The 13,998-nt window shown below is 38.0% G+C and carries 12 protein-coding genes; 7 read left to right on the forward strand and 5 right to left on the reverse strand.

Annotated features, from left to right (window positions below; genetic code table 11):
• Positions 1-156: 156 nt before the first annotated feature.
• Positions 157-1,671, forward strand: coding sequence for a hypothetical protein (locus KTH84_RS04250; protein WP_262472134.1), 1,515 nt, complete (start codon positions 157-159; stop codon positions 1,669-1,671).
• Here KTH84_RS04250 and KTH84_RS04255 read toward each other — a convergent pair.
• On the reverse strand, positions 1,668-2,348 hold the full coding sequence (locus KTH84_RS04255) for a SprT family zinc-dependent metalloprotease (RefSeq protein WP_262472135.1): 681 nt from the start codon (positions 2,346-2,348) through the stop codon (positions 1,668-1,670). The genes KTH84_RS04250 and KTH84_RS04255 overlap by 4 nt on opposite strands.
• The gene (gene rpiA / locus KTH84_RS04260; protein WP_262472137.1) at positions 2,348-3,019 is read right to left on the reverse strand and encodes a ribose-5-phosphate isomerase RpiA; all 672 of its coding nucleotides are present in this window, start codon (positions 3,017-3,019) and stop codon (positions 2,348-2,350) included. The genes KTH84_RS04255 and rpiA overlap by 1 nt, the downstream gene beginning before the upstream one ends.
• Positions 3,020-3,120: 101 nt before the next feature.
• On the opposite strand from rpiA, the gene ilvA reads away from it, so the two are divergent.
• The 3 genes from ilvA to KTH84_RS04275 all read left to right on the forward strand — a co-directional run bounded on the left by ilvA (position 3,121) and on the right by KTH84_RS04275 (position 6,819).
• Positions 3,121-4,668: a threonine ammonia-lyase, biosynthetic gene (ilvA, locus tag KTH84_RS04265; protein WP_171459063.1), complete on the forward strand. Its 1,548-nt coding sequence runs from the start codon at positions 3,121-3,123 to the stop codon at positions 4,666-4,668.
• 145 nt (positions 4,669-4,813) lie between these two features.
• A complete protein-coding gene (locus KTH84_RS04270) occupies positions 4,814-5,464 on the forward strand; it encodes a potassium channel family protein (RefSeq protein ID WP_075431430.1) in 651 nt (216 codons plus the stop codon).
• Positions 5,465-5,481: 17 nt separating this feature from the next.
• A complete protein-coding gene (locus KTH84_RS04275; RefSeq protein ID WP_133973310.1) occupies positions 5,482-6,819 on the forward strand; it encodes a TrkH family potassium uptake protein in 1,338 nt (445 codons plus the stop codon).
• Between the two features lie 41 nt (positions 6,820-6,860).
• Here the strand turns inward: KTH84_RS04275 and KTH84_RS04280 are convergent, their stop codons facing one another.
• The 3 genes from KTH84_RS04280 to KTH84_RS04290 all read right to left on the reverse strand — a co-directional run bounded on the left by KTH84_RS04280 (position 6,861) and on the right by KTH84_RS04290 (position 11,747).
• Positions 6,861-8,012: a phospholipase A gene (locus KTH84_RS04280; RefSeq protein WP_262472142.1), complete on the reverse strand. Its 1,152-nt coding sequence runs from the start codon at positions 8,010-8,012 to the stop codon at positions 6,861-6,863.
• 20 nt (positions 8,013-8,032) lie between these two features.
• A complete protein-coding gene (locus KTH84_RS04285; RefSeq protein ID WP_262472143.1) occupies positions 8,033-10,972 on the reverse strand; it encodes an insulinase family protein in 2,940 nt (979 codons plus the stop codon).
• Positions 10,973-11,297: 325 nt separating this feature from the next.
• A complete protein-coding gene (locus KTH84_RS04290; protein WP_133973306.1) occupies positions 11,298-11,747 on the reverse strand; it encodes a GNAT family N-acetyltransferase in 450 nt (149 codons plus the stop codon).
• Between the two features lie 111 nt (positions 11,748-11,858).
• On the opposite strand from KTH84_RS04290, the gene KTH84_RS04295 reads away from it, so the two are divergent.
• Genes KTH84_RS04295 through KTH84_RS04305 form a run of 3 tightly spaced genes read left to right on the forward strand, consistent with a single transcriptional unit; the run spans position 11,859 to position 13,822 of the window.
• Entirely contained in the window at positions 11,859-12,863 is a 1,005-nt protein-coding gene (locus KTH84_RS04295; protein ID WP_262472145.1) for an adenosine kinase, read from the forward strand.
• A 16-nt stretch (positions 12,864-12,879) separates the two neighbouring features.
• Positions 12,880-13,188, forward strand: coding sequence for a Rieske (2Fe-2S) protein (locus tag KTH84_RS04300; protein ID WP_133973302.1), 309 nt, complete (start codon positions 12,880-12,882; stop codon positions 13,186-13,188).
• 25 nt (positions 13,189-13,213) lie between these two features.
• Positions 13,214-13,822 carry an OB-fold-containig protein gene (locus KTH84_RS04305; protein WP_042896065.1) on the forward strand — a complete coding sequence of 203 codons (609 nt, stop codon included), beginning with the start codon at positions 13,214-13,216 and terminating at the stop codon, positions 13,820-13,822.
• Positions 13,823-13,998: the final 176 nt, after the last annotated feature.

Consider the following 13,998-nt stretch of genomic DNA (forward strand, 5'->3'; position numbering starts at 1 on the left):
CGGTAGTATGACAGGATGTCCAAGCTTACAAAACCATTTCATGCTTGGTAATTTTAATTTTTTTAATTTTAGCGACAATTAGATAGCACTTATTGAACTGTCATAACTAAACAAATATCAGCAAATAAATACTAGATTTAATTTTGGAGAGCTAGGATGCTTCATCAATCAAAAGAAACCAAATTACACACTTACCTCGGCTTGAGCACATTAATTTTAAGTGCACTACTTGTAGGTTGCGGAGGTGGAGGCAGTAGTAGTGGCAACTCACCAAGCACGCCAACACCCGTTGATCCCACTCCCGAGGCAACGACTGATGTTACTCTTAAATCTCCTGTAGAAATGCGTAATATCCAGCTAAAAGTATATGACAACACCACTAACTCTGTTTTGGTAGATACTTCAATTGCAAGTTTAAACAGCTTTAATGTCAAAATTCCTACCGCTAAATTAAATCGTTTATATCGCGTAGAAATTACGACTCAAAATTCATCTCAAGTATTTGATCCAATTACTTCAACATACCAAAATTTCTCTGGTATTTATCATGCGTTTATTACACCGAACAGTGTAAATGGCAGAACCCTATTCATAAGTCCAAGCAGTGAAGCCGTTTACCAACGTGCTGTGATACGTTCAGGACAACTCCCGCAAGAGACGATTGACCCAACCCGTATTGAACAATTGCATGTGGATTTAGCTTCTCAAGACGTTTACAGATCGCTTCTTAATGCGTTCAAAGATGCAAATATTCCAATTTTAAGTCCAGCCAACACCCTCACAGTTCTAACTTTGTTGCAGTACTCCACTAAGCAGCCTAGTACGTATGTAGATAGCTATCTTAGCTTTGGCTACTTACAATATTGGTCAACTTTTCATGATGGAACAACTACATACCAAGATCTTGTTAAAAGTTTGACAACCGATTTAAAAGATGGCTTTTTAGATGGAAAAAAACTTCATGGGGATCAAACAACCTTCATTCCTATTTTCACGCCTGCTCCAGATAATATTGATCCAGTTAAAAATACACTGTTAGATATTGCAGCTAATCAAAAAACAACACGCGATTCTTTTGAAATCAATTTAAAAGCCGCTACTTTAAAATTGGCAAATACTCAAAGCTTAGATCAAATAGGCTATGATCTACTGCAAAAGAAGCTATATTCAGGGGTCGTACCTGTCGGAAATACCACTGACTTTTTCCGTATAGATGGGGCTGGTGATTATCGTCGTGCCGTTGGTTTTAGCGGCATTACCGCAACCTGCAATGGATCTGCATATCCTTGTAAACAAGGTTTAACTAGCATTAATCTTTCTGATCCAAAACTACCAGCTACAGATTATTTAGTTGGTCACTATGAAGACACTTCAACAGGTTGTCAGCTTAATTTCCGTGCGAATGGTCAAATCGAGCTTATTAAAGGATCACTGAATTATCGCTCGGCTTTAAGCGCGGATAGTACAGATAATTTATTGCAAACAGATGCTGCAAACTCAAGTTATTTACTCAACTCAAGTTCAGCTGAACCAAATAACTCAACGCAACAATATAACTTTATACAATTATCGATTAAAGCAAATAAAATTGTGAGTGCCAAAGCTGGTCTAGATAGCCGAAAAGCACCAGATAACTTACAAACACCACAACTAGAGTGTAGCTTTAGTTAATTTGAGACATACCACCATGCAGGCAACGGATTTGATTTAAGTTGTCTGCGGTGTTTTTGAAAGTATGGATCGTATTTTTCAACTTCTGCCCAAAATGCAGGGCTATGATCAAAATGTTTAGTATGAGCCAACTCATGAATAGCGACATAGCGAGCAATCTCTTGTGGCATGAGCACCAATCCTGCATGTAGCATAATATTATGCTGACTGCTACAACTTCCCCACCGAGTTTTTGGACGGCGAATTGTGCACTCTCGATAATTCAACTGAGTATGTTCACTTAACTCGTTTAAAAGCTCGGGTAATTCTTGTTTAGCAAACGCAATAACTGCTCTTTGCAATGCCAAATATGGCTGTGTATCTTTAATAAATAAGCAACTGTTTTTCCAATCAAATTGGAAAACACGATGCTGCTTTTGAACAATAACTTGAAATGGTTGGTTTTTATTAAAAAAATAAATTTCTGAAGGAATCTCAAGCGAATTAGATTGAACGTGTTGTTGCTTATTCCACGTTTCGATCAACCATTGCTCAGATTGTGCTAAAAAAAGCTGAATTTGATTCTTACTGCAAAACAAAGGAACTGTCAGGCGTATTGAAGCTGGCTCAACACGTAAGCGCAATTTTCTTGCTCTTACGTGTCGAACGATTTTAATTTCTGGCATTTTTGCAGACATTACTGTGCTGTGCGCTCTTCAATACCATTATTTGTTGCAACAATTGCAATCGTTGCTGGATTGAGAGCGAAAATACCATTAGTCACAACACCTGGAATGTTATTAATGGTTTTTTCTACATCAATCGCATTTAAAATATTAAGATTAAATACATCTAAAATGACATTACCGTTATCAGTTACTTCACCTTCGCGATAAACCGGATCACCACCTAAAGCTACTAGTTTACGAGCGACGGCTGAGCGAGCCATTGGAATAACTTCTACAGGGAGTGGGAAATCACGTCCGAGTTGATCAACCCATTTTGAATCATCAACAATACAAACAAATTTCTTAGCAATTGAAGCTACAATTTTTTCGCGTGTTAATGCAGCACCACCACCTTTAATCATATGCATATGACGGTCAATTTCATCTGCACCATCAACATAGGCATCTAAACCACCAACATGGTTCATATCTACCACTTCGATGCCTAATTTTTTAAGACGATCAGCAGTTGCTTGAGAACTTGCCACAGCAGCTTCTAATTGTAATTCAGGCAATAAATCAATGAGAAAGTTTACAGTACTTCCAGTCCCAACCCCCAAAATGCCACCTTTGGGTAAGTGTTTTAAAGCAGCTTGCGCAGCAGCTTGTTTCTTTTCATCTTGGGTTGCGTATAGACTCATGACATCACTCAACTATTTTTTGACATTTATGCACCAATAATCGGCGCAAATGCACAGGGGTTTGCTACAATAACTTCCTATTTTAAACTGTTATAGGGAAGATGAACATGCTGTCTCGTGTGGTACGACAAATTTTACAAGCAACGGTTTATGATGTTGCAATTGAAACGCCTCTCGAAGCAGCTCCACGAATTAGTCAAAAATTAAATAATATTATTCGTTTTAAACGTGAAGATTTACAGCCTGTTTTTTCTTTCAAATTACGTGGCGCCTATAACCGTATTAGCCAACTACCTAAAGAACAACTCGAACGTGGGGTAATTTGTGCATCTGCTGGTAACCATGCTCAAGGCGTAGCATTATCAGGCCAACGTTTAGGAATTCCAGCGATTATTGTTATGCCAAGCACAACTCCGGACATTAAAGTTCAAGCAGTTAAACGCTTGGGCGGTCAAGTTGTGTTACATGGCGATAGTTTTGATATCGCAAATAAATATGCACAACAGCGTGCCGAAGTTGAAGGTCTAGTCTTTATTCCACCCTATGACGACGAACTTGTCATTGCTGGTCAAGGTACTATTGCAAATGAAATATTACGTCAATGGCGTGATGTAGAATATGTGTTTGTTGCTGTAGGTGGTGGTGGCCTTATTTCCGGCGTAGCAGCTTACCTTGGTGAAGTTGCACCTCATGTGAAAATTATTGGCGTTGAATATGAAGAGTCTGCATGTTTAAAAGCAGCCTTAGAAGCTAATGAACGTGTAATCTTACCGCATGTAGGCTTGTTTGCAGATGGTACTGCCGTTGCACAAATCGGTGCTTTACCATTTGATATTATTCGTCTACGTAAGTCTGATAATTCTGGTCCAATTGTTGAACCTGCGATTGTGACAGTAAACACAGATGAAATCTGTGCTGCCATTAAAGATACCTTTGATGAAAATCGCAGCATTGTTGAACCATCTGGTGCAATGGCCCTTGCTGGGATCAAGAAATATATTACCGAACATAAAATCAGCAATAAAAATATTGTGTCCATTGTATGTGGCGCAAATATGAATTTTGATCGCCTACGTTATATTGCAGAACGCACCGAGCTAGGCGAACAGCGCGAAGCTATTTATGCAGTTACTTTACCTGAAGAAAAAGGTGCTTTCTTAGGTTTTTGCCGTGCTTTACATGGACGCAATATTACCGAGTTTAACTACCGAGCAAACAATACAGAAGAAGCACAAGTATTTGTCGGTATTAGCTTAAAAGGTGGTGATGCAGAGCGTCATGAAATTCTGGAACAATTAAAGCAGCAAAATTATGTGGTAGATGACCTCTCTGACGATGAGGTTGCCAAGTTACATATTCGTTATTTGATTGGCGGTCATGCAAATCTAGATGATGAAAGATTGTTCCGTGTTGAGTTCCCTGAACGTCCAGGTGCCCTCTTAACATTCTTAACTCGTTTAGGTCCAACCCACAACATTACCCTATTCCATTACCGTAACCATGGTGCAGCAGAAGGACGTGTTTTAGTCGGCTTACAAGCCACCGATGCGAAACAGAACCCTGATGGATTGATTGAAACTCTTGAGCAGATTAGTTATCCATATGCAGAAATTACGAATAATGTTGGCTACAAACGTTTCTTGAAATAATCTTCGATTTTGTTGAATAGGCCGACTAATTTGTCGGCTTATTCATATAGTTATTTTAATATTCCCATCATATTTACATTGCCTCTCTTTATCTCAAAGAAAATATCCTTAAAAATAAACGTCTAATCAGGAAACAAGGACCAACATGGCACAGTTTGCAGTCATTGGCTTAGGGAGTTTCGGAGCAACAGTTGCTCAAGAGCTCACAAAATTAAATCATGATGTTATTGGCATTGATACGGTAAAAAAGAATGTTGAAAATCTTGCCAACGTTTTAACTCATGCCGTCATTGCTGATGCGACCGATGAACATGTACTTGACGAACTGAATATCCAAAATTGTGATGCTGTAGTAGTCGCAATTGGTGAAGATATTGAAGCAAGTATTTTGTGTGTCCTGAATTTAAAAAATTTAGGTATGGACAAGATTTGGGTAAAAGCAAAAACCAAAGCACATCACACCATTTTGTCGCATCTCAATATCAATAAAATTATTCACCCTGAAGAAGATATGGGGGTACGCGTTGCTCAAGCCCTGAACTATCCAATGGTGAGTCGTTATATGTCTTTAGAAGATGACCACTACATTATAAAAATTGAAATTCCTGAAAAACTTCATGGCATTAATTTATATGGCATTATGCAGCAAGCCCCACAGGTCAAAACTTTGCTTGTAAAAAGACAGCAGCAAATTTTGTTTGAGACCGAAGAAAATTTCACTTTGCAAACACATGATATTCTTATTTTAGAAGGTCATTTAGCGCAGTTAAAAAAACTTTCTAATTGCTTCATATAAGAAACGAAATCTAGAATATGTCTATATATCCCAAGCCCCATAAAACATTAAATTTAAGCCCTCCTTCACTCTTGGCACTGGGGTTTCTGGGCTTTATTATTTTTGGCACGTTATTACTAAAACTGCCATTTGCCAACACGGGTCATGTAAGCTGGATGGATGCGCTCTTTACAGCCACCTCAGCAGTCACAATTACCGGTTTATCTGTTTTAAATATTCATGAGTCTTTTACCCTATTCGGGCAAACTATTATTTTGTTGCTAATTCAATCTGGTGGTTTGGGCTTTATGACTTTTGCCATATTGGCTGCATTAAGTTTGTCACCTAAAGTTGGCCTTAAACAGCAAATGATGGCACAAGATAGTCTCGGGCAAACAAGCCTATCAAAAGTTACTTTTGTGGCCAAAGGCGTTGTCACGTACACCCTCATTTTTGAGCTTATTGGCACAATTATCCTCACCACCGCCTTTACACCGACTTACGGTTTTGCGCGTGGGCTTTATTATGCTATTTTTTATAGCATCTCTTCATTTAATAATGCTGGTTTTTCCTTATTTTCTAATAGTTTAATAAACTTTCAAAGTAATTATGTTATTTGTATAACCATTAGCATACTTTATACATTGGGCGGGCTTGGCTTTTTGGTTCTCATGGACATTAAACAAAATAAAAAATGGAAAAAACTCACTCCAAATAGCAAATTAATTCTCATAACGATTGCAATTATTAACCTTGCTGCTTTTATTTTAATATGGGCTTTAGAAGCTCAAAACCCTCATACCCTAGGAATGCTCAGTACAGGTGATCAAGCATTAAATGCTTGGTTTCAAGCCACTGTTCCGCGCTCATCAGGATTTAATACCATTGATACAGGCGCAATGACCAATAGCAGCTCTTTACTCATGATGCTACTTATGTTTATTGGTGGTGGTTCGCTCAGTACAGCAGGTGGAATTAAAGTTGGAACCTTTGTAATTTTAGTGCTCAGTGTTATTTCATTTTTACGGCGTACAGATGAAATCCGAATATTTAATCATTCAGTCGCACACGAAACTACGTATAAAGCTTTAGCTGTAACTGCAATTACCAGCATACTCATTTTCATGGGATTCTTTATTATTTTGCTTTTAGAACCTAAAGCAGACTTTATGAATTTGTTGTTTGAGGTTGTTTCAGCAGCTTGTACTGTAGGGCTTTCTCGTGGAATCACGCCAGAGCTACATAATGGTAGTTTATTCATTTTAAGTTTGTTGATGTTTGCTGGGCGACTCGGCCCATTAACACTGGCTTATTTAATTGCCACTCCGAAAAAAAGTCGACTCAAACACCCTCAAGCCAATATTCAAATTGGATAATAAAAAAGCCGCTTTTAAAGCGGCTTTTTACGAGTAAAGACTTAGTACCAATTCAAGAGTGATACACCCAAACCGGCATAAGTTGCTCGGTGGTTATAGTCAATTAAGCTTTCACCGTAACCATTAAACAACTGGAAATGTCCACGCAATTTTCCACTGATTGGAAAAGCCCAATCAAATTGAACAGCACCATGAGAGTCATCACCACCTTTCAATGAATGACGTAGCATTAAAGAGAAGTCATTTTCCTTCCATTTATAAAATGCTGTTAAATCACCACGACCGATGTAATTTTCCATATCTGGATTATTATCATCTTTACTGTCTTCTTCAAGACGAATCCATGGACGAAGCATTACAGCAAAGTTACCGCGCTCTAATCCCACATTAAAGATTACGCGGTTCCAACTACGAGATAATGGATCTGAACGACCATTTGATTGGTGATTTAAAGTAACGCCAAGCAAACGACCATCTAAACCAAGCAATTCATAGTTTGTTCTAAACATTAAACTTGCTTCAGGCTCATAATTCGTTTCGCGGAAAGGGCGAGACTCTTCAGCATTGAATGTCTGCCAACGTGAAGATTGTGTATAACCGACCCACAAATCGCCATTATTACCAAAAATATTTTCCCAAGCTTTGGTTTTTAAAGAAATCTGAAATTTACTTTCTGTTGATTTCAGATTTTGATCTTCTGTCACCGTATTATTTAGGTTTGGACTATGTGGCAACTCATTTTTGTCACTGGTCCAGAATACTGGTAACAAATAGACCGGTTGATAAGCACGGATATTCCAAACCCCTAGTTTACTCTCTTCAGACAGCTCCCAACGTTGATCTAGCAAAGAAGTAGTAGGTTCAAGTTTTGGGGCTTTACCAATTATTTTGATATTACTCACTGTATCTACCACCTTCTCTTTAAAGGTTTCAGGTGGAACAGCAGGTGCATCAATTTTTTTAACAGGCTCTGGTACAGCCGCAGCTTGAATAACTGGTAAAGCTGACGGTTTAAATACAGAGTCATAACAAGCCAGACGATCGGCATTCGAAGCAAGAGCAACACATGCATCTACTGTCGCAGGGGTTACAGGTGCCAAGGTGTCAGCATATGTCACAGACGCACATAAACAGCTAAGCAAGATACCCATGCTTAGCTGTAAAGATGTGCGTTCAAATTGTCTGAACGCCATGTTCATCTCCAATTTTTATTTTAATTAACTTGTTGAATGGTAAAACCTGATTGCTGCAACTCATCGCGTTTTGCAAATGGTGCCACTACAGCTTTTACAGGAGTTTGCTCAACTAAATATTGACGAGCAACACGTTGTAAATCATCTAATGTTACATGCAGCAAGCGTTCACGTAAGGTACGGCGGAAAGTTGGTGTTCTTGCATGCAACAATGCATAACATGCTGTAATCGCCTCACCTGCTGGTGAACCTGGTTTATCCATACTTGCAACTAGTCCAAGAATCGCTTCTTCAAGCTGATGAGGCTGTTGTTCCGCATTTAATAACCATTGCACACTTGCGTCAAAGTCTTTAAAAGTTTCTGCTAAACGTGGGTCGCGGTAACTGTAGAAACGGAATGAACATGCATTCCCATCATAGCTTGCTCCACCACCATACGCACCGCCTTTCTCACGAATGGCACTATGTAAGAACCCATTACGCAAATAAGCTGCCAATACCATTAACGGAGCTGCATCTGGATGCGACACATCCACCGCCTGATAAGCCGAAGCACAGAACTGAACATTTGTCTGAATTAACCATGCTTCATGATTATTATCATTTGCCTGTTCTACATGAGTTAACTCTGTTGCAGTTGCATCAACGTTTAATTTATCCCAAACATTTTGGATTTCTTCAACTAAACGTTCAGACTGATGTTCTTCACATACCAGCAAGAACTGTTTAGGCGCTTGCAATAATTTACGATGAATACGTTTTAATTCTGCAATCAGATCATCATATGCAGTAGAGTCTTGAGTAATTTTAGCAACAAGCTCACTTAACCAGTTTAATGCACCTAAACCTGTGTTTTGATAATCACGTTGAGCTAAAGCACTCATATTACGTGATGCGATTTGCATTGCGTAGCTATGACCTGCTCCAGATAAGCGAGATTGCCAACGTGTTTTACGTTGTTGCAATAACTCAATAATGCGCTCTTTCTCATCAAATCGAAGCTGTTCAAATGCTAATTTTAATAAATGAATAGCATCAAACTTCTGAGCCAAAGACTTAGTCGTTAACGTTAACCAAGCACTAATTTTATCTTTGTCGTCAACTTTACTACGTAATGAAGCGCCCATTCCTAAACCACCACTTACAGCCGTTTGTAAGGTTTGTAGTTCAAGATAGTCATATTCACCTGCACCCACTTCGCCCATCAAGATAGAAAGCAAATTGAAATACGGTGACTTCACAATATCTTCAGGAATTTGAATAAGCACTTGTTGATAGTAAATACCATTCGTACCAGCATGATACAAATTCAACGGGGTATCCATGCGATTGCAAAGAATTTCGCGTAATTGACCTTGCACAATATGCAAGTCAGCAGGTACATCTTCTAAGCCTACCTTTGGTAATAATTCAAGATTATCTGGAGTATCCTGACGTTCCTCTAGAGCCTTGGTATTAGCAATGATTTCAGCTTTATCAGCGTCTGTTAGCTTTTCACCAATAGCAGCTAAACGGGCTTTTTCTGCTTCTTGTTCTTTTACAGACTTGGTTGGATCTGGAACTAGAGTCATCTGCACGCGATGTGGGTTGTCTAGCAAATGTGTTTGAATCAGATTTGATAACCACATTGGGTCTTTCAACTCTTCTTTAACCTGTGCAATTGCGCTGTCAACATCCCAAATTTGAATTGGGTCATTATGGTGAATCGCACCACTCAAGCCATTTAAAATTAGACTTAAACCGTATGGTGTACCATCGCCATTAATTTCACGTTGATGTAATTCAATCTGATGCAAAATTGCATCAACTAAATCGCTATCAATTGGTTTTGCAGCAACATCACGCAGAATATTTAAAACACCCTCTCTAAAGCTTTGCGCATGTTCAGGATTTGAACCTTGAACACCACAGTAGAAAGTCATTTCAAAATTACTGTCGTCTACGCCCATTAATGGACCTGTTGATTGAGCATAACCACACGTTTCTAAATAATGGCGCAGTGGTGAAGCTGAATTTTCTAACAAAATCCCTTCAACTAAACGCATTCCCAAACGCAATTTAACGTCATTTGCTTCGGGTAATAACCAAGATAAGACATGATAAGTTTTATCTTTTAAATCATCACTATCAACGCCATAATTTTCTGTTACTTCAATTGGCGCAGCTAAACGTTTTTCAGGCTTAGAATATAAAGTTGTACCCGCAGAAAACTTATTTAGAGCTAGTTTTTCAAATTGCTCTTGCAACTCATACGCTGTTTGATTCCCGAAGGTCATAAATACAGCATTACTTGGGTGGTAATGTACCTTATAAAAATCGACTAATTGTTCATACGTTAAATCAGGAATATCTTTCGGGTCGCCACCTGAGTTGTAATGATAGGTGGTTTCAGGAAATAAATGATGAGCCAACTGATGATAAAGTTGGTCAGACGGCGCACTCATGGCACCCTTCATTTCATTAAAAACTACACCTTTATAAACAGGTTGATCATTTTCAAGTTCAATACGAATACCTTCTTGAGCAAAATCAAGTGGATTCAAATTGGCAGCAAATGCCGCATCAAGATAAACAGAAAGTAAGTTTTGGAAATCTTTTTTATTTTGAGACGCAAATGGATATGCTGTCCAATCTGCTGCTGTAAATGCGTTCATAAAAGTATTTAAAGAACGACGAATCATTAAAAAGAACGGATCACGTACTGGAAACTTTTCAGACCCACACAAAGCTGTATGTTCTAAAATATGTGCAGTACCTTTAGAGTCCATAGGCTGTGTTCTAAAAGCAACAAGAAATACATTTTCGTCATAATCAGTTGCCAAGTGATAATGCACCGCACCTGTCACTTTATGCTTATATTCAGATACTAAAATATCTAATGCTTCTACATGGTGCTGACGTAGCAACTGAAACGCAGGGTGAACAGTTTGAGAAATGGTTTCAGTGACATCTACAGTCATGTGATCTCCTAACATATCGGATAAGTGAATAAGTCTCATTATAGCCTGAGTCAGCTTGAGATTGGCGAACAAAAGCCAAGTAAAATACTATGTTTTTGTTGAGTATTAGTTTTCATTGGCACGGCTTTGATATCAAGCACATAGCCATGAATGTTTATCCTACCAGAACAAAAGCTTTTAATTCTATGTATATGCTACCCAATAAATAAAAAAGCCCATCAATTTGAGTTATTTGCCCCACCAAGCCCCAAACAAAGTAATTCCGATGAATAGGTTATTTAGTTTCAAAGGCATACTTACGATTAGATTTTAAATATTAAAGAACTCATTTCATTCTTTTTGAAAAATTACTATTCGGTATATTTGTCTCGGAATATCCCATTTTCTTATAAAAAGCAGCTGCTCTATGAGTGTCTGTATATAAAACTATTTCATTAAAATATTTTTTAGCATGCTCTTCTATAGCTCTAAGTAATAATTCACCCATACCATGTCGTCTGTATTCAGGATGTACATAAAATCGCCTCAACCTACCCATGTCTTTATTTAGAGTAGTATTAATTCCACCAATGGCAATTAACTGATTAGCATATTGCATACTATATAAAGCTTCTCCTTCTTGATCAAAACAGTTCTGGCCAGATTGATATTCATCTATCAATCTATTGATAAATCTAAAACCCTCATTCTGAGAAACTAAGCTTAATTCAATAATTTGCTCTGGCAACTCATCAATTTTTTGTATTAAAAACTGATCTAAAGCATATTTAAACAACAATATTTCTCCACTATTTTTGAATTAACTGAATTTTATTCAACAAACTACAGCAAATCCAAGCAATGGTGTAAACTTATCAACCTGATTTTTTTATTTGTGACAACACATATGGCAACTGTAGATCTTTTTGCAATTGGTAATGCATTAATCGACCAAGAATTTAAAGTGTCTGATGATTTTCTTAGTCAACAAGGTTTGCAAAAAGGCACAATGCAGTTGTCCGATGGTGACACTCAATCTGCTCTTTATGCAGAGTTAAAGCAGCACCAAGACTACAAAGGTCAAGCAAGTGGCGGTTCAGCAGCAAATACAACTGTAGCCTTTAGTGCATTAGGTGGAACTGCTTTTTATGGTTGCCGCGTTGGTCATGACGATTTAGGGAAAATTTACCTACAAGGTCTAAATGAGGCTAACATCCAGACCACACCAAAATCGATCAGTGAAGGTGTAACTGGTACCTGTATGGTGTTAATTAGCCCTGACTCTGAACGCACGATGCACACCTATTTGGGTATTACGGCTGAACTGTCTCAAGATCAAATCGATTTTGAACCATTAAAAACAGCAAAATGGCTTTATATTGAAGGTTATCTTTCTACAAGTGAAACGGCTCGTAAAGCTGTAAAACAAGCAAGAGAAATTGCAAAAGCAAATGGCGTTAAAATTGCCCTCTCTCTTTCAGACCCTGCCATGGTGCAATACGCTCGTGAAGGCTTGGAAGAGCTCATGGATGATGGCGTAGACTTACTATTTTGTAATGAGCAAGAAGCCTTAATGTATACCAATACAACGTCTGTAGAAGATGCTCTTGCTCAATTACGTTTTAAAAATCATACCGTAGTCATTACACAAAGTGCTAAAGGTGCATTAGTTTCTAACCCAACTCAGCACTTCCATGTTGCGGGACGTCATGTTGAAGCCGTTGATACAAATGGCGCAGGCGATGCATTTGCAGGCGCATTCCTTTACGCCCTCAATTATCATCAAGATTTGAATGCTGCGGCTCAGTTAGCCATCTTAATTTCGAGTGAAGTAGTCTCTCAATTCGGACCACGTTTAGCTGTAAATGATTATGCTAAACTTCTTGAAAATTTTCAGAAGGAATGTGCTTAAAATGGAAAGGATCTGTATGACGGAAGAAGTTCCTGAGCGTGAAGCTAGAGCTTTTGACACTTTACAAGGAACTACTATTTTCGTTACGCAACGTGACGGCGCATTCTATGCTTATCAGAATTTATGCCCTCACTTACAAACTGAGCTTGAATATTTAGAAAATCAATTTCTTGACCAAGATCAAGAATACATTCAATGCTCTACTCATGGTGCCTTATTTACTGTGGAAACAGGCGAATGTATTTCAGGACCATGTTTAGGTGATTTTTTAAATAAAGTTGAGCTTGAAGTACATTCAGATGGCGGTATCTATATCGTAGACTGAGACTATCAACATTAGAGTTTCTGCCATGGCTGATTTCTTTTTTAATTATTATCTTATGCCTTTTCACTTAAGTGTGGTGGCTTTGATATTACTCAGCGTGGTAGAAACCATTGGTATGTATATTGGACTCCGTCCAAGTCAGTTGCTTAAAAAAATTGCACCGGATTGGCTTTCTAACTCACCGCTACTTAATGTTAAATTTTCTAAAGCTCTAATTTTCGTTTTTTTACTGATCAATTTCAGTTATGCAGGTTATTTTTTACAACTCTCTTTCTTCGCAATACAGCATTATTTTATTTCACCATTTTATTTAATCGTCCCGGCACTCGTGATCGCGATCTTTTTTACTGTGTTCATGATTCACTGCCTTGACCAAGTGATTAAGCCGAAGCTTACACATACCAATTATAACCTTTTAGGGCGATTAGCGACCATTTCCAGTGGTAATGCCAGACCAGGCTTTTCTGCTCAAGCACGCGTACGTGATGAATTTGGTCAACTTCACTACGTTCAAGTAGAACCGGAATATGGCGAACTCGAATTACATTCCCAAGTCATTCTCGTCAGAGTGCATAAAAGCCACTATGTGGCCAAAAAAATCTCTATATCAAACGATCTTTTCGCACCCGATTAATTTTTAATAATTTTACAGTCTATTATTTATTGCTTTTTGCAGGCTTTATTATGCCTTTATTTTATTATTTTCTTTTTTAATTAATTATTTATTATTCCAACCATTTTAGTTTGAAATAAACTACAAATTATTATACATAACTATTTTAGTCGGAATTAAATTCAAAACAAACCATT

This window comes from Acinetobacter sp. WU_MDCI_Abxb74 (assembly GCF_025513915.1).
GTDB lineage: Bacteria > Pseudomonadota > Gammaproteobacteria > Pseudomonadales > Moraxellaceae > Acinetobacter > Acinetobacter calcoaceticus_C.